Source organism: Halorientalis pallida, assembly GCF_004118325.1.
Lineage (GTDB): Archaea > Halobacteriota > Halobacteria > Halobacteriales > Haloarculaceae > Halorientalis > Halorientalis pallida.
This window is the reverse complement of sequence record NZ_RDFA01000002.1, coordinates 104215-128903: the sequence shown is the minus strand read 5'-3', so window position 1 is coordinate 128903 and position 24689 is coordinate 104215. Positions and strand designations below refer to the sequence as shown.

General features: G+C 67.2%; 28 protein-coding genes. 13 read left to right on the top strand and 15 right to left on the bottom strand.

The window, feature by feature from the left end; all coding sequences use genetic code 11:
* The first annotated feature begins 1090 nt into the window (after nt 1-1090).
* Nucleotides 1091-2161: an isocitrate lyase gene (aceA, locus tag EAF64_RS05820; protein ID WP_129068046.1), complete on the top strand. Its 1071-nt coding sequence runs from the start codon at nt 1091-1093 to the stop codon at nt 2159-2161.
* A 151-nt stretch (nt 2162-2312) separates the two neighbouring features.
* Here aceA and EAF64_RS05815 read toward each other — a convergent pair whose 3' ends face one another.
* Entirely contained in the window at nt 2313-2495 is a 183-nt protein-coding gene (locus tag EAF64_RS05815) for a hypothetical protein (RefSeq protein WP_129068045.1), read from the bottom strand.
* 294 nt (nt 2496-2789) lie between these two features.
* Between EAF64_RS05815 and EAF64_RS05810 the strand changes: the two genes are divergently transcribed.
* The 3 genes from EAF64_RS05810 to aceB all read left to right on the top strand — a co-directional run bounded on the left by EAF64_RS05810 (nt 2790) and on the right by aceB (nt 5322).
* Nucleotides 2790-3449, top strand: coding sequence for a helix-turn-helix domain-containing protein (locus EAF64_RS05810; RefSeq protein ID WP_129068044.1), 660 nt, complete (start codon nt 2790-2792; stop codon nt 3447-3449).
* Between the two features lie 110 nt (nt 3450-3559).
* Nucleotides 3560-3916, top strand: a complete 357-nt coding sequence (locus EAF64_RS05805; RefSeq protein WP_129068043.1) for a DUF7344 domain-containing protein — start codon at nt 3560-3562, stop codon at nt 3914-3916.
* A 101-nt stretch (nt 3917-4017) separates the two neighbouring features.
* Nucleotides 4018-5322: a malate synthase AceB gene (aceB, locus tag EAF64_RS05800; protein ID WP_129068573.1), complete on the top strand. Its 1305-nt coding sequence runs from the start codon at nt 4018-4020 to the stop codon at nt 5320-5322.
* Between the two features lie 22 nt (nt 5323-5344).
* On the opposite strand, the gene EAF64_RS05795 is transcribed toward aceB, so the two are convergent.
* Entirely contained in the window at nt 5345-5734 is a 390-nt protein-coding gene (locus tag EAF64_RS05795) for a hypothetical protein (RefSeq protein ID WP_129068042.1), read from the bottom strand.
* Between the two features lie 146 nt (nt 5735-5880).
* On the opposite strand from EAF64_RS05795, the gene EAF64_RS05790 reads away from it, so the two are divergent.
* The 3 genes from EAF64_RS05790 to EAF64_RS05780 all read left to right on the top strand — a co-directional run bounded on the left by EAF64_RS05790 (nt 5881) and on the right by EAF64_RS05780 (nt 8536).
* Entirely contained in the window at nt 5881-6543 is a 663-nt protein-coding gene (locus EAF64_RS05790) for a potassium channel family protein (RefSeq protein WP_129068041.1), read from the top strand.
* Nucleotides 6544-6845: 302 nt separating this feature from the next.
* A complete protein-coding gene (locus tag EAF64_RS05785) occupies nt 6846-7934 on the top strand; it encodes a putative sulfate/molybdate transporter (RefSeq protein ID WP_129068040.1) in 1089 nt (362 codons plus the stop codon).
* A gap of 128 nt (nt 7935-8062) precedes the next feature.
* Entirely contained in the window at nt 8063-8536 is a 474-nt protein-coding gene (locus EAF64_RS05780) for a DUF7384 family protein (protein ID WP_129068039.1), read from the top strand.
* A 501-nt stretch (nt 8537-9037) separates the two neighbouring features.
* Here EAF64_RS05780 and EAF64_RS05775 read toward each other — a convergent pair.
* Nucleotides 9038-9727 carry a non-canonical purine NTP pyrophosphatase gene (locus tag EAF64_RS05775; RefSeq protein ID WP_129068038.1) on the bottom strand — a complete coding sequence of 230 codons (690 nt, stop codon included), beginning with the start codon at nt 9725-9727 and terminating at the stop codon, nt 9038-9040.
* 39 nt (nt 9728-9766) lie between these two features.
* A complete protein-coding gene (locus EAF64_RS05770; RefSeq protein WP_129068037.1) occupies nt 9767-10039 on the bottom strand; it encodes a DUF5808 domain-containing protein in 273 nt (90 codons plus the stop codon).
* Between the two features lie 92 nt (nt 10040-10131).
* Between EAF64_RS05770 and EAF64_RS05765 the strand changes: the two genes are divergently transcribed.
* The gene (locus EAF64_RS05765; RefSeq protein ID WP_129068036.1) at nt 10132-10578 is read left to right on the top strand and encodes a DUF6653 family protein; all 447 of its coding nucleotides are present in this window, start codon (nt 10132-10134) and stop codon (nt 10576-10578) included.
* On the opposite strand, the gene EAF64_RS05760 is transcribed toward EAF64_RS05765, so the two are convergent.
* Nucleotides 10579-12270 (bottom strand): bifunctional N(6)-L-threonylcarbamoyladenine synthase/serine/threonine protein kinase, encoded by a 1692-nt coding sequence (locus EAF64_RS05760; protein ID WP_129068035.1) that lies wholly within the window; start codon nt 12268-12270, stop codon nt 10579-10581. It abuts the gene before it with no gap.
* Nucleotides 12271-12393: 123 nt separating this feature from the next.
* On the opposite strand from EAF64_RS05760, the gene EAF64_RS05755 reads away from it, so the two are divergent.
* On the top strand, nt 12394-13815 hold the full coding sequence (locus EAF64_RS05755) for a hypothetical protein (RefSeq protein WP_129068034.1): 1422 nt from the start codon (nt 12394-12396) through the stop codon (nt 13813-13815).
* A gap of 9 nt (nt 13816-13824) precedes the next feature.
* On the opposite strand, the gene EAF64_RS05750 is transcribed toward EAF64_RS05755, so the two are convergent.
* The 7 genes from EAF64_RS05750 to EAF64_RS05720 all read right to left on the bottom strand — a co-directional run bounded on the left by EAF64_RS05750 (nt 13825) and on the right by EAF64_RS05720 (nt 17309).
* Complete coding sequence (locus EAF64_RS05750; RefSeq protein ID WP_092658338.1) at nt 13825-13959, bottom strand: 30S ribosomal protein S27ae; 135 nt, start codon at nt 13957-13959, stop codon at nt 13825-13827.
* Nucleotides 13960-14274: a 30S ribosomal protein S24e gene (locus EAF64_RS05745; protein WP_129068033.1), complete on the bottom strand. Its 315-nt coding sequence runs from the start codon at nt 14272-14274 to the stop codon at nt 13960-13962.
* Nucleotides 14275-14357: 83 nt separating this feature from the next.
* On the bottom strand, nt 14358-14855 hold the full coding sequence (locus tag EAF64_RS05740; RefSeq protein WP_129068572.1) for a GTP-dependent dephospho-CoA kinase family protein: 498 nt from the start codon (nt 14853-14855) through the stop codon (nt 14358-14360).
* Nucleotides 14856-14928: 73 nt separating this feature from the next.
* Nucleotides 14929-15126, bottom strand: coding sequence for a transcription elongation factor subunit Spt4 (gene spt4, locus EAF64_RS05735; RefSeq protein WP_077206065.1), 198 nt, complete (start codon nt 15124-15126; stop codon nt 14929-14931).
* Nucleotides 15127-15128: 2 nt separating this feature from the next.
* Nucleotides 15129-15704, bottom strand: coding sequence for a DNA-directed RNA polymerase (locus EAF64_RS05730; RefSeq protein ID WP_129068032.1), 576 nt, complete (start codon nt 15702-15704; stop codon nt 15129-15131).
* A gap of 1 nt (nt 15705) precedes the next feature.
* Complete coding sequence (locus tag EAF64_RS05725) at nt 15706-16083, bottom strand: PIN domain-containing protein (protein WP_129068031.1); 378 nt, start codon at nt 16081-16083, stop codon at nt 15706-15708.
* Complete coding sequence (locus EAF64_RS05720; RefSeq protein WP_129068030.1) at nt 16080-17309, bottom strand: translation initiation factor IF-2 subunit gamma; 1230 nt, start codon at nt 17307-17309, stop codon at nt 16080-16082. The genes EAF64_RS05725 and EAF64_RS05720 overlap by 4 nt, the downstream gene beginning before the upstream one ends.
* Nucleotides 17310-17453: 144 nt before the next feature.
* Here EAF64_RS05720 and EAF64_RS05715 point away from each other — a divergent pair, with 144 nt between their 5' ends.
* The 3 genes from EAF64_RS05715 to EAF64_RS05705 all read left to right on the top strand — a co-directional run bounded on the left by EAF64_RS05715 (nt 17454) and on the right by EAF64_RS05705 (nt 20546).
* Nucleotides 17454-18137 carry a haloacid dehalogenase type II gene (locus EAF64_RS05715; RefSeq protein ID WP_129068029.1) on the top strand — a complete coding sequence of 228 codons (684 nt, stop codon included), beginning with the start codon at nt 17454-17456 and terminating at the stop codon, nt 18135-18137.
* A gap of 242 nt (nt 18138-18379) precedes the next feature.
* Nucleotides 18380-19540: a PstS family phosphate ABC transporter substrate-binding protein gene (locus tag EAF64_RS05710; RefSeq protein WP_129068028.1), complete on the top strand. Its 1161-nt coding sequence runs from the start codon at nt 18380-18382 to the stop codon at nt 19538-19540.
* 37 nt (nt 19541-19577) lie between these two features.
* A complete protein-coding gene (locus EAF64_RS05705; RefSeq protein WP_129068027.1) occupies nt 19578-20546 on the top strand; it encodes a DUF5787 family protein in 969 nt (322 codons plus the stop codon).
* Here the strand turns inward: EAF64_RS05705 and EAF64_RS05700 are convergent.
* From EAF64_RS05700 to EAF64_RS05690, 3 genes are all read right to left on the bottom strand, one after another.
* Nucleotides 20539-20742, bottom strand: coding sequence for a hypothetical protein (locus tag EAF64_RS05700; protein WP_129068026.1), 204 nt, complete (start codon nt 20740-20742; stop codon nt 20539-20541). The genes EAF64_RS05705 and EAF64_RS05700 overlap by 8 nt on opposite strands.
* A 43-nt stretch (nt 20743-20785) precedes the next feature.
* On the bottom strand, nt 20786-21610 hold the full coding sequence (locus tag EAF64_RS05695) for an MBL fold metallo-hydrolase (RefSeq protein ID WP_129068025.1): 825 nt from the start codon (nt 21608-21610) through the stop codon (nt 20786-20788).
* A gap of 97 nt (nt 21611-21707) precedes the next feature.
* Nucleotides 21708-23075 carry an ATP-binding protein gene (locus EAF64_RS05690; protein ID WP_129068024.1) on the bottom strand — a complete coding sequence of 456 codons (1368 nt, stop codon included), beginning with the start codon at nt 23073-23075 and terminating at the stop codon, nt 21708-21710.
* 273 nt (nt 23076-23348) lie between these two features.
* Between EAF64_RS05690 and EAF64_RS05685 the strand changes: the two genes are divergently transcribed.
* The gene (locus EAF64_RS05685) at nt 23349-24503 is read left to right on the top strand and encodes a thiolase family protein (protein ID WP_129068023.1); all 1155 of its coding nucleotides are present in this window, start codon (nt 23349-23351) and stop codon (nt 24501-24503) included.
* Nucleotides 24504-24689: the final 186 nt, after the last annotated feature.

Sequence of the window (24689 nt, the reverse complement as noted above, 5' to 3'; positions counted from 1 at the left end):
GGTAAAGCGCGTCCTTGGTAAGGACGAGACCCCGGATTCAAATTCCGGCCTAGGCTCTTTTCCCTCGTACACCACCCGTAGCGGCCAGTACCAGTGGATGTGGGCGTACTGCGACGTCACCCGTCTCGAACACGTGTCCGTTCAGTTGCGGCGTCGATCGGACCGTAGCCAGCTTGTCTCTGCACTCGGACTACGTTCGAGGGGACATCCGTCGCGCCCGACAGTCGTCCCGGCGGATGGACAACGGTCAACGCGCCCCGAAATCTGGAACGGTGATGTCTTCAGACTCCATAGAAACCCCAGTGTGGTACCACGCCGTCGACACCATCGGATTCCGCCCGATGGCCACACCGGAGCGGTTGATATTCCGGCCCAGGCTCTTCTCGCGACTCGACGACCGAGGAGCGACGGCGACGAGCACGGATCCGTGGGAACCGAAACGACGAGGCAATCACTTCTACTGTCCGTTCTCGCGGCGCGGTGCCGACGTTCTCCACGATTGAGTTTTATTTCTGATAATCGGGCGCAAGATACTTTACCCATGCGCGCCAATCGACTGATAGGCACCAACACGGTGCCACCCCACCCCCCACCCCCCACCGATCCCCCACCCCTTTCTACTTCGGCGCTGCGCCCCCGAGCAGCGGCTGTGTTCGGTGCTGGGCCGTGATCCGACGGCCGCCGAATTCCGTGCTAGAGAACCACAATCCCTTATATTCGTAAGCTCGCTCTAGGTCCCCGAGGGGCATTAAAGAGTTTTAACATTATAGACCATAACATTTTTCTGCTGATGTATACTCGTGTCGGATGCGTACGAACAGACACCGCGGAAACGCGGGCGGAGTTCCATGCTACCGGTCACCATCCGTCGTAGATTCCAGTCGTCAGCCACTGTCGGCACGTGGGCACAGTGGGCGGTTCGCGCCGTCGCTGGCCTCCGGAGTGGGGTCGACGGGCTGGGCCGAGCACGGATTCTGACGGGTACTGGACCCCTCCCGCACGGTCTCCGGACGGCACGCAGGTCCCACCGTCCGCAGACCGTTTCGACAGAGATAAAGCGATTCTACTGGAGGACCTAAACGCAATAACCATGGCACACGATTCAGAAGGGGAAGACCCCGTTGCGAGCAGTGTCGAGACGACAGAACCGTTCCTTCGCGACGTCGACAACAAGAAGGCACGCGAACTGCGTGACCAGCTGAACAACCAGGACTACGTCTTCGCGCCCGGTCTCTACCACGCGCTCGACGCCCGACTGGCCGAGATGGCCGGTCTGGACGCCGCGTACATGTCGGGCTACTCGACGGTCCTCGGTCAGTTCGGCTTCCCGGACCTCGAGATGGTCGACATGCGCGAGATGGTCGAGAACGCAAAGCGCATCGTCGAGGCCACGGAACTGCCCGTCATCGCGGACTGTGACACCGGCTACGGTGGCATCCACAACGTCCGCCGCGCGGTCCGTGAGTACGAGAAGGTCGGCGTCGCTGCGGTCCACATCGAGGACCAGACGACCCCGAAGCGCTGTGGGCACATCGCCGGCAAGAAGATCGTCTCCCGCGAAGACGCCAAGGCCCGCTTCGAGGCCGCCGTCGACGCGAAGCAGGACGAGGACACCGTCATCATCGCCCGGACCGACGCCTACGGCTCGGCCAACGGTGACTGGGAGGAACACCTCGAGCGCGGTCGGATGTACGCCGACGCCGGCGTCGACCTGGTCTGGCCCGAGATGCCCGACCCGTCCCGCGAGGACGCCGTCAACTACGCCGAGACCATCCACGAGACCCACCCCGATCTGAAGCTGGCGTTCAACTACTCCAGCTCCTTCGCCTGGTCCGAGGAAGAGGACCCGCTCACGTTCCAGGAACTGGGCGACCTCGGCTACAAGTACCAGTTCATCACGCTGTACGCCCTGCACTCGGGCGCACACGCCGTCTACGAGGACATGAAGAACATCGCCGAGAACGACGAAGAAGCCCAGTGGGACCTCGAAGACCGCTACCTGGGTCACGAGACCGAGAGCCACCACGAGCTCTCCTTCGTCCCGCGCTTCCAGAACATCGAAGCCAAGTTCGACCCCGAGGCCAAGCAGCGCCAGCAGGAGTCGGCCGGCTTCAGCGACGAAGAGGAAGACGCGGTCATCAGCTCCGACCAGGACGACTGACGGGAGCTTCGAGCGTAGCGAGACGCTCCGGACGTGCGAGCGGGCCACTGGCCCGCGAGCACGGCGGCCTCTAACCGCCGCTTTTCTTTCGACGCTCGCCGAGTAGCAGCGGCTCCCCGTGTCGCGTGTCCGAAAAAAACGCGTCGCCCGCTCAGTCGTCGGCAGGCCGCTCGACGACCGTTACGACCACGTCCCAGTCGGGATGACCGCCCTCGCCGTCGACGTCCCAGCCGCCTTCGACGTCGATCCCGTTCTCGTGTGCCAACCGCAGTAGCTTGCTGAGTAGCCGCTCGAAACTCGTCGCGTCCGGAACGCTCAGATTGGGGTCCTCCATGGTGTCCTCACGGGGTATGCAGTGACTTCGACAGAACCGGTGCCCCGTCTCGCCCCGCCGCGAGGTCCGTAGCAGTGTACAATCTCCGTACCGGACCTTATGGGGCCCCAACTTAATAACTCCCCGATATGCATGGTATGCCATGCAATAGACGCCGACCCGACCGCAGTCTCCGATTTATTGTCTGAAATTTTAAAAAAAACCTGGGTTGCTTATGCCTGGACGTTGTAGCCTCGCATACCAAGGCATCCACATTTGACTCCGGAACAAGAACCACAGGACACTGAACGGTTCATGAGTGTCATCGTGGAGATGGAAGTCGTCGCGAGTGATTTCGAGCTAGGTCGCATCCTCGATATCGTCCCCGGCGTGCGGGTCGAGGTTGAAACGATGGTGCCAGCCGGTGAGCGAGCGGTGCCGCTGTTCTGGGTGTACGACGGTGATCGGTCCTCCTTCGAGTCCGGCGTCCGGGATCACCCGGCCGTCGACGCGTTTACCGAGATCGACGAGTTCGAGGACCGCACGCTGTACGCCATCGACTGGGACGTCGAGTTCGACCACTTCTTCGGCGCCATCGTCGAGAACGAGGGCCACGTCCTGGCCGCGACGGGCCACAGCGACGCCTGGCAGTTCGAACTTCGTTTTCCGGACCACGACTGCCTCTCGGCGTTCCAGACGTCGCTGGAAGACGCCCGCATCTCGTTCGAGGTGATCCGGGTGTACAATCCCACACGACCCGACGCGGGTCCGTGGTTCGGGCTGACGCCCACACAGCGGGAGGCACTGGTGCTGGCCGTCGAGTGTGGGTACTACGACATCCCTCGGACCTGTACCACGGTCGAACTGGCCGAGAAACTCGACATCTCCGATCAGGCCGTCACCGAACGGCTCCGTCGGGCCATCGTCAACCTGGTCGACCACTCGCTGCTGGTGACGGCCGACGACATCGACTGACTCTTTTTGGTCCGGTGAGATGACCGATCTCGGAGATGTACGGAAACTGTGCATGGCAAACCATGCACCGGCTACATCTGGTTTCCGACCGTGGGACAGAACGTCTCACAATGACTCCCGCGGGACCCGAGGACGGCGGTCGTGAACTGCGCAACTCGGCCGATCCGTCGTTCGACCGGTGGCTCGAACTGCTGGCCAACAGAGACCGCCGGCTGGTCCTCTCGACGCTGATCGAGAACGGGGACGACAGGCTCCCCGTGGGTGTCTTGACCGACGTGATCGCCCGCAAGCGGCCCGAGGACGTGACCCCACAGTCGGTCCTGATCGAGCTCCATCACGTCCACCTGCCGAAGCTCCATCGCGCGGACGCGATCGAGTACGACCCCGACGAGTCGCTGGTCACCTACCGGGGCCACGATGGACTCGAACGATGTCTGCGCGCCGTCCGGGACGCGGCAGCGGACTGACCGCCGGCGGACAGTATGCACCCGAACGGCCCTCTCTCGACTCGATTCGGCCAGCTTTAAGAGTCACGGAGTAATCTCATCGAGTGACTACAATGACTGCAATCGACAAGCGTCTCCACGACCGAAAGTTCGTGCGGACGTTCTTTACGACCCCGACAGCAGAGAGCGGTGCCGACGACTCCGCCAAGAAGCTCCGCAGCGCCATCGGTCTGCGCGGGATGCAGGCCCCCGACGTGTGGGTCCCGGACAACGAGGACGCCACCGCGCCCAACATGCGCGACGAGGGTGCCGAGAACATCGCCGAAGTCGTCGCCGAAGACGGTGACGAGTTCCCCGGCGAGATCCACCCCCGCGTCGTCTGGCACCGCGACAGCCCCAGCACGCGCTACAAGGGCTTCCAGCACATGCTCGAAATCGCCGACCCCGAGAACGGTGCCGTCGAGAACATCGACGGCTTCGTCATCCCGGAAGTCGGCGACGTCGACGACTGGAAGAAGGCCGACGAGTTCATGACCATCGTCGAGAACGAGCACGGTCTCGAAGAGGGCTCGCTGGCGATGAGCGTCATCATCGAGTCCGGCTCCGCAGAGCTCGCCATGGGCAAGCTCCGCGACGAGATGGGCAAGGCCGACAACAACCTCGAACGCCTGTTCCTGCTGGTCGACGGTGAGGTCGACTACACCAAGGACCAGCGGGCGATCACGCCGACCGGCGGCCTCCCCGAGTGGAAGGAACTCCGCCACAACACCTCCCGTGCGGCCAGCGCCGCCGGCTGTATCTCCGTGGACGGCCCCTACGACGACATCCGCGACGTGGACGGCTACCACGAGCGCATCACCGCCAACAACGCGATGGGCATGCTCGGCATCTGGTCGCTGACGCCCGGGCAGGTCGTCGAGGCCAACAAGTCCCCGCTCCCGCCGGAGGAGGGCTACTGGATCATCGACGCCGACGGTCGCGAGGTCGAACTCGACAGCCAGGACGGCGTCGAGCTCTACAGCGGCGACCGGATCGAACTCGAGGAAGAGGACGGCGGCTACGAACTCGAAGTCGGCAGCGACGAGATCTTCGTCGAGACCGAGGAAGACCTCGCCGCGGAACTGCTCGACCTGGTCGACTACGTCCCGAGCATGGACGACATCGTCGACTCCATGGAGGAGTTCGAGGCGGCCAAGGAGGCCGGCAAGGGTGCCATCGCGATGACCCGCGCGGCCACCATCGAGATCGACGGCGTGCAGGTCGACGTCTCCAGCGACCGCATGTGGGACGAGGCGACCTACCAGGCCCTCATGACCCCCGTCGCGCTGTTCCAGGACGTCTACGAGAACCGTCCGGACCAGCACGACGACCTCGCGGAGCTGTACGGCGAGGACGTCGTCGACCGCGCGATGGACGTCGGTAACTAACTCGCAACTGCTTTCCGTTTTTTTAGAGCCAGTCGGACAGATCAGCCGCGGGCCCGCCGTTGGCGAACGGCGTCTCCGCGAAGGGAACGGGGCGGGGCCGGTCCCGTTCGGCCAGGAGCGACTCCGCACGCGCTCTATCGGCCGCGCCGGCGTCGACGACGCCCCAGGGCGGCCAGAACGCGGCGTAGACGAAACTCCCGAGCGAGCGGTCCCACCGCAGGTACATGTCGGCCTCGTCGGCTCTGGTGACCAGGCACACGTCGCCGTCGGTCACCCGCGTCACCTCGACGTAGTCGGCCAGGTCGAGATCGGCCAGGTCACCGCCGTCGTCGAGCGCCCCCCAGAGCAGTCGGCAGGGCCGGCTATCGGTGTACTGGAACAACACGTCACGCACAGCGTCCCGATCGGACATCAGACTGTGTAAAGTGACCAATACGCATAAGCCTCCGGGTCCCGCCGGATACCGCCTCGATACGGGCTTGCGAGGCCGACCGCCCGGCCGGGCACCCGCCGGTGGCGGGGCTAGTGTTTTTACCCATGGTGGCATACCACACACCCATGAAGTTCGTCATCGTCGGCTTCGGTCGCGTCGGGATGCGTACCGCACGGAACCTCCAGTCGGAGGGCCACGAGGTCATCGTCGTCGAGCGCGACCACGACAAGATCGCTCGCGCCGAGTCCGAGGGTTTCGCCGTCGTCGAGGGCGACGGCGCCGAGGAGGACGTGCTGGAAGCGGCCGGCCTCGAGGCGGCCGACGCCATCGCCGCGCTCACGGGCGACCTCAACACGAATTTCGCGGCTTGCATGGTCGGGAAACACAGCGGCTGTCGCACGGTTCTCCGGATCGACGAGGACTACCGGGAGGAGATCTACGAGAAGTACGCCGAGGACGTCGACGAGATCATCTACCCGGAACGGCTGGGGGCCGCCGGGGCCAAGACCGCGCTCCTCGGGGGTGACTTCAACGTCCTCGCGGACATCACCGAGCAACTCTCGGCGGCCACGATCCGGATCCCGGACGACTCGCCGGCGATCGGCAAACGGGTGGTGGCGGTCGACCTCCCGGCCGACGCCCGCCTCTACGCGCACGGCCGCGCGAACGAACCCATGACTATCCCGCTCCCACAGACCGAAATCCGGGCCGACGACAGCGTCGCGCTGATCTCACATCCCGACTCGCTGGCGGCCGCTCGCGAACAACTTCGTGGCGAGAGCGCCTGAGCCACCGCTCGGCGGTCGCGGTGAAAGGAAGTGGGGTGGGGTCAACGGTGTCCGGGCGCGCGAAAGGATGGGAGACTGAGGCCGTCTTGGCGCGCCCTAATTTTCGAAAGGCTCGGGTGTTACTTAAAATCGCGTCAGACATCCGTCACACCCGACGGAACCGCCGGACGTCGCGTCCTCTCGGAGATTGTGACCGACCGTCGCGACGAGGTATCTAGCCGGTTTCGGTCACACCATCGCGGTCGTGAAACGCTGAACGGTTGCTGGTAACGCTGATATGCCGGCGGTTCCCAGGGCCTTTCGTGGCCGTTTCCACCGTCGAGCGCGTCGAGCAGTGGCTTCCCGTTACCGTCGGCGACCTGACGGGCGCGTTAGGGGATTCGGTTACGGTGTTGCCCCTCGTGGTGGCCCTGGGTGCGCTGACGCCAGCGTCGCTCGCCCACGTCCTCGTGGGCTTCGGCGTCTTCCAGGTCGTCTGGGGATTGCGGTACGGCCTCCCGCTGTCGGTCGAGCCGATGAAGGCCCTCGCGGGGCTGGCCATCGCCGGTGCGCTAACCTACGGCGAACTCGTCGCCGCCGGCCTGCTCGCGGGCGGTGTCCTGGTCGTCGTCGGCGCGACAGGGACGCTGTCCCGCCTCCAGACCGTGGTCGGCCGGCCGGTCATCCGGGGCGTCCAGTTCGCCGTCGCCCTCCTGCTCGCACGGGCCGGCCTGGATCTCGCGCTGGGTGACCCGGGTGTGGCAGCCGTCGGCGCGGCCCTCGCTGGTGTGGTGGCCGTCGCCGGCTACCGCCGTGCCGCCGCGCTGGTCGTCCTCGCCGCCGGCACCGTCTGGACCGCGGTCGCCGCAGGGGTGCCCGCACCCGCACTGCCCGCGCCGTCGCTGTTCCCGACCGGCGGCCCCGCGCTCACCGTCGGCGCGGTCGAGGGCACGCTCGCCCAGCTGGCGATGACCGTCGGCAACGCCGCGGTCGCGACCTCGCTGCTCTGTGCCGACCTGTTCGACCGTGACGTCTCGCCGGACCGTCTCGCCCGGAGCATGGGCGGGATGTCCCTGGCTGCGGTGCCCCTGGGCGGCCTGCCGATGTGTCACGGTAGCGGCGGCCTCGCCGGAAAGTACGCCTTCGGCGCGCGGAGCGGGACCGCCAACGTCGTCCTCGGTGTCTGTTATCTCGCCGGCGCGCTCGTGGCCGGTCTCTGGTTGTCCTTCCCGATGGCCCTGCTGGGGACCCTGCTCGGCGTCGTCGCCGTCCAGCTCGGCGGGGTCGCGCTGGACACCGACCACCTGCCCCTGGTCGGTGCCATCGGCCTGCTCGCCGTGGCGACCAACGTCGGCATCGCCTTCCTCGCCGGTCTGGGGTACTGGCTCGCCCGCGAACGCTGGCTCGCCTGAGCGGTGGCTTTTCGGCGCGTGCCCACCCACTCCGGGTATGACCTGGGCCGAGTTGTTCGACCGTGCCGACGAGTACGACGTCGCCCTCGCGACCGTCCGCGAACGGCTGGCGGTCCGGAGGGAAGAAGATGACTGAGGGCCCGAACCCCGCCCGCCTCGTCGCGGACGCGGACGTGCTGGCGGCCGACCTGCTCGTCGGTGGTCCCGCCCGTGACGCCCTCGACATCGTGCGGGCCCACGACTGGGTGACGCTGGTCGCCAGCGACCACCTCATCGACGACGCCGAGGCCGTGATCACCGACTGCGCCGACGCCGGCCTCGCCGGCGACTGGCGCGAGCGGGTCGACCGGCTCCGCGAACCCGTCGATCATCCCGCTGGTGACCACCCCGCGCTGGCCTCGGCCTACAACGGCGACGCCCCGCACTTACTCACCTTCGACGAGGGGCTCCAGTCGGCCGAGGCCGGTGCCGCCCTCCGGAAACACGTCGACGTGAGCGTCCGCGAACCGCGTGCGTTCGTCTCCCTGTTCGACCCCGAGACGATGTACGAGGTCGTCGTCGGCGGCGCGTATCCCGGACCGGACCGGGACCCGCGTGCGTAATGTCGGAGGGGTAGCTCCGCTCGGGGTGTCCTGCAACGGGTTGGCTCCCCGAGTCCCACAGCTAGGATGTCCTCTCGTGGAGATAGAGCACGGAAATGAAAAGTGAGAGCCCGCCTGTAATTGCCGTACTGCCCATCGTCGTGACCTGGTTCGGAATTACCACGTTCAGCACGAGGAGATCAAACAAGAAATGGATCGACACCCAGATCAGTGCTACTGCCGTCGCGTCGCGTAGCGGATGTTGCAATAGGGGACCAGCCATTCATTCGAACTGAACCTGTCACTGACAATCCCTTTGTCACTGTAGCGCCGCCGATACTGCGGTGAGCCCAGTAGTCGCCACCGCTCCTGGTACCACGCCCGGAGGGTCCTGCTCGTCGCGTCGCTCCTGCGCGGGCTGGGACTGGTCCGGTATGCCTCGCTACCGCTCGGCTCCCGATCGCTCACTTCGTTCGCTCTCGGGACTTCCGGGAGAACGGAGTTCTCCCGGCGTACCGGCCGCTAGCGCTCCCGGTACCACTCCCCGAACTTCGCTAACGCCCGCCCGCGATGGGAGACCGCGTTCTTCTCCTCGGGTGTCATCTCGGCGAACGTCGTCCCGTCGTGCTCGAAGATGGGATCGTAGCCGAAGCCACCCTCCCCGCGCGGCGCGACGATCTCGCCGGGGACGTACCCCTCGAAGATCTTCACCGGCAGGTCGCCCTCGGCCACCTGGTCGTCCGTCGTCGCCGCCGCACGTTCCTCGGCACCCTGGTCCTGCCCGCGCCGCTCGTGCTCGACCGGTTCCGGCGACGCGTCGAAGCCCTCGCCGTCGCAGTAGGCCAGCACGGTCCTGAACGCCGCCGTGCGGTCGTCCTCCTCGCGGGTGAGCCGCCAGACACGCTCGACACCCACCGTGTCCTCGACGTACGAGGAGTAGGGACCCGGAAACCCGTCGAAGGCGTCGACGAACAGGCCAGCGTCGTCGACCAGCACCGGTTCACCGACGTCGACGGCGGAGCCGTCTGCTCGTCGAGTCTCCGACACGACGGTGTGGCGGTAGGCTTCCCGCGCGCCGTGGGCCGCCACGGCCGCGAGGTCGTCGGCCTGAATCTCCGTGTAGTCGAAATCGAGCTGTTCGACCGTATCGTCGCCGAGATACTCGCGGGCTTCCCGTACCTTCCCCTGGTTGGTCGTCACGAACCGGAGCATACCCGGCGGTCCGCGCCGCCGGTCAAAAGACGCGTCGATTCAGTCGACGATGACTTCGACCGGTTCGTCCTCGTCGCCGGCCTCGCCCTCCTCGCCGGACTGCCGGCCCTGGTAGAACAGGAGGCCAGCGACGGCCAGGACGATCCAGGACCGCCAGTTGGCCAGGTTCAGCGTGTAGCCGATGCCGAAGGGCTTCTCGACGAGCATCCCCTCGCCGGGCCGCCAGTACGACGAGAGCAGGCGCTTGATGCTCGGTCGCTCGAAGTTGTACGGTACCCCGAAGATCTCACCGGACTCCGGCTTGTCAGCCATACTCCGTGTTTCGTTTGGCCCCGTTAAGACGTTTGTCCTGCCCGGTCGGACCGGGACCCGGCTTTATTCCACTCCGGTGTCTCCGTCGACACATGTCACACCCGTCCCGACTCGCCGCCGTGCGCGAAGCCGCCTGGGAGCGCCACGCAAACCCGAAAAGCGGGTGGTCGCGGGTCGCCAGCCTCCCCCTGCTCATGCTGGCGATCTACCGCCGGGACGAGCGCCTGCTGGTCGGGACCGTGCTGTTCGTCGTTCTCAACCCCGTCCTGTTCCAACCGCCGACCGACGACGACGCGTGGATGACCCGCGTCGTCTACGGCGAGCGCCTGTGGCTCGAACACGGCGACCGCCGGCATCCGATCCAGTTGCTGAACGTCTGCAACGCCGCGTGTACAATCTACGCCGTCCGCGCGGCTGTCCGCCGCCAGCCGGTCCGTACGGCCCTGGCCACCGCCGGTGCGATGGCGCTGAAGTTCCTGTTCGTCGCCTTCATCGCCGACTACTACGACCGCCACGCCGCCGACGTGACCCCCGAGTGACTACTGGTACCGCCCGCGCCCCTCGACCGCCCGCAAGGTATCGAGGACGCGCTCGTCACCGACGGAACTGTAGGCCTCTTCGGCCGCCGCGAGCAGGCTCTCGGGATCGTCGGCCGTCCCTGCAAGCGACTGGGCCAGCACGTGCAGATCCATCGCGTAGTCCTCGCGGTCGTCGGTGTAGTAGCCCAGCCCGAAGTCGATGAGGTACGCGCGGCCGTCGTCGTCAGTACCGTCGAGGGAAACGCGGACGTTCCGCGTCGTCGGGTCGCCGTGGACGAACCCGGCCTCGTGGATCGTCGCCAGGTGGCGGCCCACGGCCCGGACGTTGGGCTCGGTCAACCGCTCCCGGAGGTCCGCGTCGCCGACGCGCTCGAAGACCAGTCGGGTCTCCCAGGGGTCCACGTCCAGCACGACCGGCGTGGGGACGCCGTGGCGGCGCGCCTCCGCGGTGAGCCGGGCCTCTTCGCGGGTGCGTTCGACCCGCAACCGCTCGTCCAGTTCCGGGTGGCGGTAGCTCCGGGGTCGGCGGTGTTTGACCACGCGGTCGCCGTCGATCTCGACGGTCGCCTCCGCGCCCTGCAGTTCGTCGGCGTCGTCGGGTCGGTAGTGGGGCGACTCGTCTTCCCGCCAACTGACTTCGACCTGATCCGGCCGAAAATCCGCGTCGATGCCCGACTCCGCTATCGAGAGCGTGTCGCCGGCCGCGTACATCTTCGCGCCCAGCACCGCGATCATGCCGGCGTTGTCCCGGAGGAAGCGCGCTTCGGGGGCGAAGAAGTCCGCGCCGCGTTGCTCGCACATCTCGCCCAGCATCTCCCGCAGGCGGGCGTTCTGACCCACCCCGCCACCGAGGACGAGTTCGTCGCTCCCGGTCAGGGAGAGGGCGCGCTCGCTGACCTCCGTCAGCATCGCGAAGACACTCTCCTGCAGGCCGTGACACACGTCTTCGACGGGAACCCCACCGTCGGATCGTGGATCCGACGAGGCCCCACTCGCGCTGCTCGCGGGCCCCCCGTCCACGGCGTCCTTGGCGGCGCTCATCACGCCCGAGAAAGAGAAGTCCATTCCCTTGACGACGTAGGGGAGCTCGTGGTACGCGCCGTCCTCGGCGGCCTCTTCGACCTTCGGCCCGCCGGGGTGGGACCAGTCGAGGTGGCGGGTGAACTTGTCGATGGCGTTGCCGACCCCGGTGTCCATCGTCTCCCCCAGCACGCGGTAGCGGCCGTTCCGGTAGGCCAGGACGTGCGCGTTCGCGCCGCTGGCGTTCAGACAGACCGGTGACTCGAATCCCGAGCGGTGGCGGCCGATCTCCAGGTGGGCCACCATGTGGTTGACGCCGACGAGAGGCACGTCCAGTCGCTGGGCGACCGCGCGGGCCGCCGTCGCGACGATCCGCAGACAGGGCCCGAGCCCGGGACCGCGAGAGAAGGCCACGCAGTCGACGGGCGGGTCGTCGGCCCCGCAGTCGGGATCGTCGGCCGCCAGCTCGCGGGCGTGCGCCAGCGCTCGCTCGACCACGTCCGGACTATTGTCGCCCATGTGTTCGGCGGCCTCCCGGGGATGAATACCGCCGCTGTCGGGCTGGTAGGCCTCGGTCTCGATCTCGACGGTATCGGTCGCCCGGTCGTAGACGGCGGCGCTGGCCGCCCAGGCGGTCCCCTCGATGCCCAGCACGCGCGTGTCCGGCGTCACTCTTGCCCGTCGAGAGGCGACGAGCGGGCAAATGGGTTGCCATCCGGACCGCCCGCTCTGCCTCCGTTCCCCTCGCCTGTCCGAACGTTGAAATACCAGGGCGCGACCACCCCGGCCCAGTACATGCGACGGACACTGCGACGACGGCGGTTGCTCGCGACGCTCGCCGGCGGGGCCGTCGGTGCGACTGCAATCGGTAGCGTCGGCTCGGCACGGACGACCGGACAGGACGGCACGACGGAGTCGGAACAGGGCGCCCTCGCGTGGATGCGAACCCACTCGGGCGACGGCACCCGATTGACGGCCGCGAACGCGGCCGTCGAGGCTGGGGGTGACGGCTACCTCGTTGCCGGACGGCAGGCGACCGGCGAGCAGGGGGCGGACGCGTGGGTGGCGTCGTTCGACGGCGACGGCCGGTCCCAGTGGGACCGTCGATACGAAGGTGGCGCCCGCGGGCGTATCGAGACGGTCGTCGCCAACGGCGACGGCACCTACTTCCTGGCGGGCGGCCGCGCGAGCGAGAACACGACTGGCGGATGGGCCGCGACCGTCGCCGCCGACGGGTCGATCCAGTGGGAGGAGCGGTACTCGTCGGCGGCCATGATCCGTTCCGCGACCGCCACCGACGAGGGCTACCTCCTGATCGGCGCGACGCCGACGCGGACCCTCTGGATCGCGGCCATCGACGAGACGGGGGCCATCGAGTGGCAACGGACGGAACGCGGGCAGTTCGGCTACGGTGTCGTCCCGGACGGCGACGGCGGGTATCTCCTCGCCGGTGCCGAAATCGGCGACGACCGCAATCTCCGACCCTGGATCGCCTCTATCGTCGACACCGGCCGACAGCGCTGGGCCCGCTCGTACGAGACACAGGGGATCGCCTACGACCTCGCCCCGACCGACGACGGATTCGTTCTGACCGGACTGGCGCGGGGCCCCGGCGAGGCGACGGCGGCCGCGTACGTCGCGCACCTCGACCGGAACGGTCACCAGCGCTGGCACCGGACCTACGGCCCCAACGACCGGAACGTCCTCTTTGCGGTCACGACGGTCGACGACACGGCACTGGCCGGTGGCTGGACCGGCGTCGAGTCGACCGGCGACGCCTGGCTGATGGCGATCGACGACGCGGGCGACCGGCAGTGGGACCGGACCTACGATCCGGGCGCGTGGGATCGGTTCGACGGCCTCGTGCCGACCGACGACGGCGTCCTCCTGCTCGGCGGGAGCGGGACGGACGCGCTCCTCGGGCTGTACGATCCCTCCGGGCAGTCGGCCGGGCAGCCGCCACGGACGACGGCGTCCCCCGCTCCGGACACCCCGACGACCGACGGGCGGACTGATTCGCCGGCCCGCCAGTCGACAGCAGGAACCGGGACGGCGTCGACACCGACGGTCGGCGAGTCGACTGCTGGCGCGGCCGACGCGACCGAACCGGCGACGACGACCGGTTCGGGGCCGGGGCTCGGGGTCACGAGTGCGGTCGCTGGGCTCGGCAGCGCGGCCGCGGCGCTGTGGGCCCGACGGCGAACTGACGAGAACTGAACCGGGTCGTTACTGCCACTCGGTGTAGCTACACCGGCCGCAGTGGAGGCGGTCGCCGTGGTCCGCGAGGAAGGAGTCGCCACAGCGCGGGCACGTTTCTTTCTCGGTCGTCCCGTCGTCTTCGTAGAGTTCGTGGCGGGGCATCTATGCCTCCTCGGCCTCTTCCTCGGCCTCCCCGTCGGCCGTGATCTTGTTGCGTTCGAGCATGTGGTCCTGCTCGACGTCGGCGGCGAACTCGGGGCTGTCGTACACTTTCGCGTAGCCCACGGTCTTGCGCATGCCGTATTTCGTGTCGAGTTCGTGGACGACGACCTCCTCGGCGTCCTTGTTGAGCTTGGCGGCGAGACTGTCACGAACCGAGAGCCGCGAGGGCGTCGCGTCCTCGTGGACCATCTCGAACCGAACGTCGGTCCGGTGTAACATCGGATTCTCCGTCTCTTCGATGATGTCGATATCCATGGTTCTTGGTGGTACTCCCCGCGAAACGAGTAAAAGGATTTCGAAGCCCGTACCGTCACCGCGTCCGTGGGCCGGTGGTCGGTTCAGCCCTCGAGCAGGTCCCACAGCCGCTCGTCGTCGCCGTCCATCCGCTCGAACAGGTCCGTCACCCGTGCGTCGATCTCGTCGTCACACTCGACGAGGACCATCCCTTCGTCGGGCTGGCCGTAGACGACGCTCGCGCCCGACGGCGCGGCGGCGATGGCCGGCAGCGTCGCCAGGTCCTCCTCACCGTCGACGACGATTACCGTCGACTCGCCCTCGCCGGCGGCGTCGATGGCCGTCGCGAGCGCCGACAGGAGCCCTGCACTCAGTCCCGCCGCGGCGTTTTCGACCTCGACCTCGCGGTCGAAGACGCCCGCGTCGATGGCCTCCCGGATGTGGTCCTCGATAGCAGAGCGTTTGGTCTGTCCGTCGATCAGCGCCACGTCCGGCCGGTGGCCGGCCTCGATCAGGTGGTACGTGACGATGTCGCCGACCGCGATCAGGGGCGGGTCGGCGGCCGCGAACAGCGCCTCGGCCTCCGTGTAGACCGCACCCATCGGGTCTTTGAGCTCGCCACGCAGTGCCTCCTGCAGGCTGACGACGACCTCGGTGTCTGTGTCGTCGGTCACGTCAACGAACCTTCAGCGCGTATTTGCCAGGCTCGTCGACCTGCATCTCCTCGGCCACTTCGCTCTCCTCGGGGTGGGCGATGATCACGTAGCCGGCCCAGTCTTCGGTCAGCGAACTGGAGCCACAGGAGACACACGCCTCCTCTTCGCCGGACTGCTGGACGCGGTGACACTCACGGCAGACGAGTCTGTCAGCCATGACTACTCACCCGTGGTCGCCTCGCTCTTGCGCTCCTGGCGCTCGGCTTCGAGCCAGCCGTGTTTCCCGAGGCCGACCTGTTTCGCGGTCAGACCGATCTTCGAGTCACGGGGATTGCGCTCGTCGATGCTCTTGGTGACGATCCGGGCCCGCACCGCGTCGCCGACCGTCAGCGTATCGCTCGAATCCCGGGAGGCCAGCTGCTGGTTCTCCTCGTCGTAGGCGAGATACTCGTCGGAGATCTGGGAGACGTGGAGCAGCCCGTCGACCGGCCCGATCCCGACGAACGCGCCGAAGTTGACGACCTCGACGATCTCCCCGTCGACGACCTCCTGCATCTGTGGGTCGAAGGTCAGCGCGTCGAACTCTGCCTCGTAGTAGACGCCCGGCTCGTTCGGGAGGACCGCGCCCTCACCGATGTCGTGGACCTCGACGACGGAGACGACGCTGCCCACGTCCTCGTCCATCCGCCCTTCGAGCTTGTCCTGCAGGAGTCGCTTGATCCGTCCCGGAGTCACGTCTGCGAGGTGTTCCGGGGGCACCTCTACTGTGTCGCGAAGTCGAACCCGTTTGTACATGTTATGGTTGAGTAATGGCGAGTTTGTTCTGACCCCTTAAACCAATTACTGGAACGCCACGGTCCAGCACGCGGTCTCGCAGGGGGCGGTCGTTCGTGACGACACAATCGCACTCACCGGCGGCGGCGAGTTCGACGATGGCGTCGTCGGCGTACGATTCCTCGTGGTCGAGGACGCGAGCGCGGTCGGTCAGATCCCGGCCGACACTGGCGGCCGTCCCTTCCTCGCCGCCGCCGTCGGCCAGCGAATCCAGTTCGGTGACCACTGCCCGGGGCACTCCCAGATCGTGGTCGCCCAGCACGCGGTCGAGTTCCTCGAACAGCCGCACGTCGCATTCGACCGGCATCATCAGCGCGCTCGTGTCCAGACACACCGTCATTCCCGAAGCGTCCCGACGCCGATCAGCCGCCACCGCGCGCCGACCCGGCGGTTGATGGCGATCTTCGCGCCCGGCTCGGCACACACCGGCCGTTTCAGGGCGACCTCACACTCGCCGCCGCGGGCGCTCGTGACCGAGCCGACGGTCGTCGCCGTCCCGACGGTGAGCATCAGCGGCTCGCCAGTCGAGATCTCCTCGACCTCGTCGGTTTCGCCGACGATCCGCTCCAGCAGGTCGACGTCCATCTCGAACTGCTCGAACGTCGGCGGGAGCGTCCCCGGCGGCCCGGCGACCTGCCCCGCGAGCGCGTCGCCTTTCGTCAGCGACGGATCGAGGCCGGTCCCGACACCGAGCAAGCCACCCGGCGTGGCCTCCTCGACGTCTTCGCCACCGGCCTGGAGCGATCTGACGGTGGTCTCGACGGGCCGCCACTCGGTCTGTCCGCCCTCCTCGACTTCCCAGCCGGGCCGGAGTTCGAGGTCCTCGTCGTCGCGGAGCTGGCCCTGGACGAGACTGCCGCCCAGGACGCCGCCCATCAGCGAGTCCCAGGTCGTGCCCGGGCGATTGATGTCGAAACTGCGTGCGACGAGCATCTGGGCGTCCTCGCTCGGGTCGCGGTCGGGTGTGGGAATCTCCTCCTCGATGGCCTGGATCAGCACGTCCATGTTGACGCCCTGCTGGGCCGAAACGGGGACGATGGGTGCGCCCTCGGCCACGGTGCCCGAGACGAACTCCTGGATCTGTTCGTAGTTGTCGGCCGCGGTCTCGCGGTCGACGAGGTCGACCTTGTTCTGGGCGATGACGATGTTGTCGATGCCGATGATGTCGAGCGCCATCAGGTGCTCTTCGGTCTGGGCCTGCGGGACGGGCTCGGACGCGGAAACGACCAGCACCGCGCCGTCCATGATCGAGGCCCCCGAGAGCATCGTCGCCATCAGCGTCTCGTGGCCGGGTGCATCGACGAACGAAACAGTCCGCAGCGGCTCACTGGGCGAGCCGTCCGGACACTCCTCGTCGACGGTGTACTTCTCGGGTTCCTCGGCGTCGGGGCACTGCCGAAAGGTTGCGTCGGCGTACCCGAGGCGGATGGAGATACCGCGTTTCATCTCCTCTGAGTGCTGGTCGGTCCACTCCCCACTCAGCGCCTGGACCAGCGTCGTCTTGCCGTGGTCGACGTGGCCAACGAGCCCGATGTTCACCTCCGGTTGTCGGTGTTCGTCTGTCATTTCGAGAGTAATCTTACCGTCCTTTCGCCGCCTGCACCTGATAAAGTTGCTGTTCTTCCTCCCCGAGGTGGGGGTTCCCACCCGGCCTGCCGTCCCTGGACCGGGCCCCGTGTGTTTTTGTCTCTCACGATCTTGGGGGCCGCTATGTCGTTCGATCCCGACCGCGTCACGACCGTCACGTTCGACTCCTACAGCACCGTCGTCGACGTCGAGGCCGCGGAGCGCGCGCTGGCCGAAGTCGTCCCCGACCCCGAACCCGTCTCGAACCTCTGGCGCGCCCACTCGCTGATGTACACCATGGTCGCCAACCACGTCGACGCGTACCAGCCGTTCTACGAGATGAACCGCGACGCCCTCACCCACGCGCTGGACGTGTCCGGCGTCGAGTATACCTCGGCCGAGCGCGACGAGATCCTCGCCGTCTACCACGAGCTCGACGTGTTCGAAGACGTGCGCGACGGCATGGAACGGCTCACCGAGGCCGGCTACGACTGCTATATCGTCTCGAACGGGAACCCCGAGATGCTCGACTCGATGGTCGCCCACGCCGGCGTCGACGACCTGCTGGCGGACACGATCAGCGCCGACGAGGTGGAGCGGTTCAAACCCGATTCGGCGCTCTACCGCCACGCCGCCGCCCGGACCGGGACGCCCATCGACGAGGTCGCCCACGCCACCGCGGGCTGGTTCGACGTGCAGGGCGCGGCCCACGCGGGCATGCAGGGCGTCTGGGTCGACCGCAAGGACGATCCCTGGGTGACCTTCGACGGCGAACCCGACCTGACAGTGACGGACTTCCACGGACTTGCGGACGCACTCGACGCCTGAGCAGTCCCTGGTTTTGCGACAGAGGTGGCGTCGACGCGGACGGTCGTGGTCCTCGGCGGTCCCACGGTTCGCGGAGCGAAAATGGGAACACGAGAATCGGCCGTCCCGATTCTCGGCGAACCGACCACTCGTGACGTGGCCGAGCTCCGTCCCGGCTCGGCACGCCTCGACGACCCGGGGGACCGCCGATATCCGATCCGAGACCACCGATTTTTTGCCACGTTCGGCCGACCGACCGCGTGATGCCCTCCAGATACGATCGCCGTAGGTTCCTCCGGAGCGCCGCCCTCGTCGGTGCGCTCGGGGCCGCAGGCTGTGTCAGTTCGCCGGGCCAGTCGACCGACGACGAACCGGCCGAGACGGCGACCGAATCGCCGACACAGACGCCCTCGGACACGCCGACGGAGACTGCACAGGAGACGACGGAACCGGAGGAGCCCACCGAGGAGGACGCCGACGAGACGGAATCCCGAATCGAACCGCTCACGGCCGACGGTTCCTCGACGGTGTACCCCATCGCCAACGAGGCGGCCGCATACTGGAACGCCAACCGACCCGCGAGCGACCGCGAATACTGGCCCCACGCCGAGTACGGCATCGACACAGACCACAACTACGCGGACTACTGGGCCGCTCGCTACGGGTTCGAACCGACCGGTGAGTCCAGCGAACCCCCACTCCAAATGGCCGTCGGCCTCTCTCACTCCGAGCGTGGGCTCGAAGGACTCGCCGATGGCCGAGTCGACATCGGGAACGCCTCTGCCGCCGTCGAGACGGAACTCCGGGACCGGGCGTCCTACGAGAACTTCACCGACCACGTCGTCGCCGTCGATGGCATTCCCATCGTCGTCTCACAGGACGTCGCCGACGCCGGGGTCAGTTCGCTCACCGGAGAGCAACTCCGAGACCTCTACACGGGCAGAATCGAGAACTGGCGGGAACTCGGTGGGCCGGATCGCGAGGTGGCGGTCCTCGGTCGCGCTGGGGGGTCGGGCACCCGCACTGCGTTCGTCTCCGCCCTGTTCGGAGATCCGGCCGCGGAGACGACCGTCGACGACCGCTACGACCAGAACCAGCAACTCGCGACCGCCGTCGAACGGTCAGACAGCGCGATCGCGTACCTCGCACTGGCGCTCGCCGATTTCGACGGCGTTTCTCCCATCGCGCTGGAGTGGGAGGGAACGACCTACGAGTACGGCCGGAATCTCGGCGCACGCGGCTACCCACTCTCGCGTGACCTGCACTGTTACACCTGGGACGGGACCAGCCCGAAGGAGGCCGCGTTCCTCGACTCGATCCTCTCCGAGTTCGGCCAGGACAGGTTCGTCGCTGGAAACGACTACGTGCCACTGCCCGACGACCGCCTGGGGACCCAGCGCGACCGGTCGCCCGACCGCGCCTGAGCGCGACGCTTTTGCTCGCCGCGCCCCTGCACCCGGTGTGTCCGAGTTCGCGTTCGAGGTCGCGCTGTCGGCCCGCCTGGAGAGCGAGCGCGAGGCCGTCATCGCCCGCCAACTGGGCACCGCCTGCCACGGCAACCGGGTGATGGACCTCGTGCTCGTCGAACCCGGTCCCGGACTCGACGAGCGGGCGGCCATCACGCCCGAGCGCATCCCTGCACCGGCTATCGAGAGCGCGGTCGGTCCGGGGCAAGCGCGCTACTGGAAGGACGCGTTCGACATCCACCCCGACCGCGCGGAGTCCGTGGTCGAGCGAGCGGTCGAGTTGGGCTTTTTCGAGCGGGAACGCCGCAACGGCCGCACGTACGTCCGTCAGACCGCCCGCTACCCCGACGACTGGTTCGATTCCCTCGTGGGTATCGAGAACAAACCCGACCTCGGGCGGCCCGGCGACCTCGAAACTCAACTTCGGAAGGACGTGAGTCTGGGCCTGCTGGACGAGATCGTCCTCGCGACCGAATCCCACGTCACTGGCGCACACCTCAACCGCATCCCCGAGGCGGTCGGTGTCTGTCGATTTTTCCCCGACACCGGCGAGCGCGACGTGATCCGGGAGCCGACGCCGCTCGACACCGACGAGACTGGGATCGACGTGCTGGACCGGCGCACCGCCCGGACGGACGTGGCGGTCGTCACCGCCGCCGAGAAACGCCGCCAGCGCCGCCGCGTGGCCGAACGCGCATACGGCAAGGGCTGGCGGACCTACGACTTCCCCGACTGTGGGGAAGTCGAGTCGGCCGAACGGTTCCAGCGGGGTAGTCTCCCCTACTGCGCCTGGAAGGGCCGGATCGTGAACCCCGCGCGGGAGTGTGGCCCCGACTGTGACGGGTACGATCCGGCGGATGCACCCGACGTGGACACGGCCGCCGAGCGCGCCGCCGGCCAGCCGTGGGACCCCGACCCCCAGGGGCGACAGCGCCACCAGTCCGGGCTGGATCGGTTCAGGTGATTCCGAGCCGCCGGGACACGACGATAGCGCCCATGTAGCACGCGGTGAAGGCCACGACGAACGCGAGGACGGGCACCGGTTCGACGGTTCGCCCGAACAGCGCGGTCGGGACGGCGTAGCCCACTGCGCCCACGGTCGCGACGAGTCCGGTCGCGACCAGCGGGTGGTCGGTCGGGAACTGTTCGGCGTCGGTCATCGTCCGTTTCAGCGACTCCGCCGACAAAACGGTCCGGTCGATTTCAGAGTTCGTAGCGCTCGCCGTCCACCGCCAGGTCCTCGTCGAAGGCCTCGTCGGCCGGGATGAAGTGCGAGAGGTGGACGATCCGCGTCTCGTCGGCGTCAAGTCGCTCGCCGAGCGAGCGCGCGCCCTCGATGGTCATGTGTTTGGTCCCGAACGTCCGGGGCACGCCGTCCTCGTCCTCGTGTCGTCCGCCGTAGGGGTGGTGTTCACAGAGGTGGGCCGGGACGATGCCGTCGGCCAGCAACAGGTCGGGGTCGGCCAATGCTTCCCGGGACTCCTCGGGAATCCCGAAGCTCGTGTCGCCCGATAGCGAGAGCTTCGCGCCCGTCTCCGGGTCCTCGACGACGAGGCCGTAACACACCAGCGGCGGGTGATTGACCGGGACGAGCGTCACGTCGAACCCACAGGTCTGGAGGGTCTCGAACGGCGCGCGCGCCTCGACAGTGACGGCGTCGAGGTAGTCGTACCGCCGGCGAACGGTCTCGGCGACGCTCTCGCCGGTTTCGGGATCGGTCTCGTCGGCGGCGTACACTGGCAGATCGGAGAACAGGCGGTAGGCGTTGCCCAGCCCGTCGAGGTGGTCGAAGTGGATGTGGCTGATCACGGCGGCGTCGGGCAGGTCCACGTCGCGTTCGAGGAACTGGTGGCGAAAGTCCGGGCTGGCGTCGACCAGGAGCGCCTCGTCGGTCCGCTCGTTGCGGACGTGGATCGAGTAGCGAGTGCGCTCGACGCCCCGCTCGCGCGCTCGCTCGCAGGTGTCACAGGTACAGCCGGGCGTCGGTGTGCCGGTCGTGTCGCCGGTGCCGAGCAGCGTGACCTCCATTCGCCCGCCGAAAAGAGTTCTGGGGGCGTAAACCCCGCGGTCGTCACCGTTCGCACCGCTCGCTCGCTCGGCGATGCGCCCGTCGACCGAATCCCCCTCAGTCGTCGGCGTGGTCGTGATCGTGGTCGTGGCCGTGCCCGTCGGCGGCGGTCTCTTCCTCGTCGGTGCCGGAAATGTCGCCCCCGGCGACCAGCGCGTCGGCGTCGCCGTCTATCATGTCGAGGTTCTTCAAATTATCTCGCTCTTCGAAATCCGCGACGGCGTCTTCGAGGTCTTGCTGGGTCAGGGTGGTGCGTTCCTCGGTCAGGGCCTCCAGCACGGCCTCCCGGAGGACGAGCCGGAGGTCGCTCCCGGTGAGGCCTTCGGTCATCTCCGCGAGCGTCATGGGGTCGAAGTCGGCGATGTCCATCTCCCGGGTGACGACCTGGAGGATGTCCGAGCGCATCCCCGAGTCCGGTTTGGGGAAGTTGACGATCTCGTCGAAGCGCCGCCAGGCCGCGGCGTCGAGTTGATCGGGGTGGTTGGTCGCGCCGATCAGCAACACGTCGTCCTCGATGAGGCTGATGTCGTCGATGCTCTTGAGGAGGGTGTTGACGGCGCGTTTGATCGCGGCGTGTTCGTCCGAGGATCGGGTCTTGGCCACGAAGTCGAACTCGTCCATGAAGAAGATACACGGGGAGAGTCGCCGGGCCACCTCGAAGGACTTCTCGACGTTTTTCGCCGTCTCGCCGAGGTACTGGCTGGTGATCATCGACAGCTTCACCTCGACGAACGGGAGGTCGAGTTCGCGGGCCAGCGCACGGGCGACGGAGGTCTTCCCGGTGCCCGGCGGGCCGACGAAGAGGAGCTTCCCGATCTCGCGCAGGCCGATCTGGGCGAGGTAGTCGCGGTGTTCGATGGCCTTGACGATCTTGTGGATCTCACCCTCCTGGTCGGCGGTCAGCACCAGATCGTCCATCGTCATCTCGACTTCCTCGGGGGCGCGGATGTCCACGAGGTCGAGCATCTCCTCTTCCTCCTCGTCGTCGAAGTACTCGTCGAGCAGGCTGTCGATCCAGGCGCGATCGGCCCGGGCCGGTCGGTTCAGTTCGTGAGCCTGCTCGTAGTCGACCTCGAACTCGTCGCCGTACCTGGCGGCCAGCGTCGGGTTCGCGCGGATCTGGCCGGCGTCCGCGCGGTCGAGGAACCACTCCTCGGCCATGTCTTCGTCGGTGAACTCGATGTCGCCCGAGAAGTCGTCGCGGTCGGTGAACATCAGCCCCGAGATGGCGTCCCAGGGTCGCTCGACGCCGGTCGCGTCCGCGGCCGTCGTCGCGGTCGCCGAGAGCGGTCGCTCGATGCGGCCGTCGCTCCAGAACACAGTCCGGTAGGTCGGCGGGAGATCGTCCGGCTCTAACTCGCGGTCGTCGTTGTACGCTGTCGCTGTCAACAGGAACTCGACGACGTCCAGCTCCGGGTCACTCATTCCCACCGAGATTCGACCGCGACGGACATAAGCCCCCCGGACTCCGTCCACGGACGCCCCGTTCACTCCCGGTCCCACCCGCCTCCTCCCCGCCGAATCCACCCCACTGGCGTGTGAGCTGTTCACCGAATATCTGGACGACATTTCAACTGTAAGCCATCTATGCGAGGCGGTTAACATAGGAACGGGAAGAACCGTCCACCGGCGACAACTGGTAGTGCCGGCGCTGGCAGTTCGACGGGATTTAACACTAACGACCCTGATGGGCTACACATGGCAGATAACACGCCAGTCGTTGTCAAAGCGTACCGCACACCGCAGGGGAAGGAGGACGGCGTCTATTCGGACGTCCGCAGCGAGGATCTCTCGATTCCGCTGATCAACAAGATGCTCGACGAGACCGGCCTCGAGGGCGAGGACGTCGACGACCTGATCTGGGGCTGTGCCCAGCAGCGAGGCGAGCAGGGCAACAACATGGCCCGGGTCATCTCGCTGCTGTCGGACCTCGGCGAGAGCGTGCCCGCGACGACCGTCAACCGCTGGTGTGCCTCCTCGGCGCAGGCGATCATCTCCGCGGCCGACGCAATCCGTGCCGGCCAGCGTGACGTGCTCATCGCTGGCGGTGTCGAGAGCATGTCCCGCGTCGAGATGGGCGAGAACACCGCGAACGTCCACCCCGCGCTCAACGACGACTACAACGTCATGAACCTCCAGATGGGGATGACCGCCGAGAAGGTCGCCGAGGAGTACGACATCTCCCGGGAGACCCAGGACGAGTACGCCGCTCGCTCCCAGCAGCGCGCCGTCGAGGCCACCGAGGAAGGTCGCTTCGACGACGAGATCGTCCCCATCGAGGGCACCGACGACGAGGGCAACGAGATCACCGTCGAGAAAGACGAGGGCCTGCGCCCGGGCACCACCGCCGAGAAGCTCGAAGGCCTTCCGACCGTGTTCAAGGCCGACGGGACCGTCACGCCCGGTAACTCCAGTCAGATCTCCGACGGCGCGGCCGCCACCATGCTCACCAGCAAGGCCTTCGCCGAGGACCAGGGTCTCGAGATCCTCGCCGAAGTCGGCGGCAACAACGTCGCCGGCGTCGACCCCACCGTGATGGGTATCGGCCCGATCCCGGCCGTCGAGGGCCTGTGTGAGCGTACCGGCCGCGACCCCGAGGACTACGACCTGGTCGAACTCAACGAGGCTTTCGCCTCCCAGTGTTACTACTGCCAGCAGCAGCTCGGCTTCGACGACGACATCTACAACGTCAACGGCGGTGCGATCGCCATCGGTCACCCCCTCGGTGCCTCCGGTGCCCGCCTGCCCGTGACGCTCATCCACGAGATGCAAAAGCGCGACGCCGAACTCGGCCTCGCGACCGAGTGTGTCGGCTTCGGGCAGGGCGCAGCCATCGAGTTCGAGCTGGCCTAGAGCTGTCGTACCGAGCACGAACAGAGTGAGTGCTCGGCTTTTTCGCCCACGTTTTCCGACGAGAGGTTCGCGACCAGTGGGAGCGAACCCGAGGAGAAAAAGCTGGAGTTCGAGCTAGCCTGAGCTTGATTTAATCACGCCGACTCTTCCTTCAACTGCAGTCGCACAATACCGGTACCCGACACT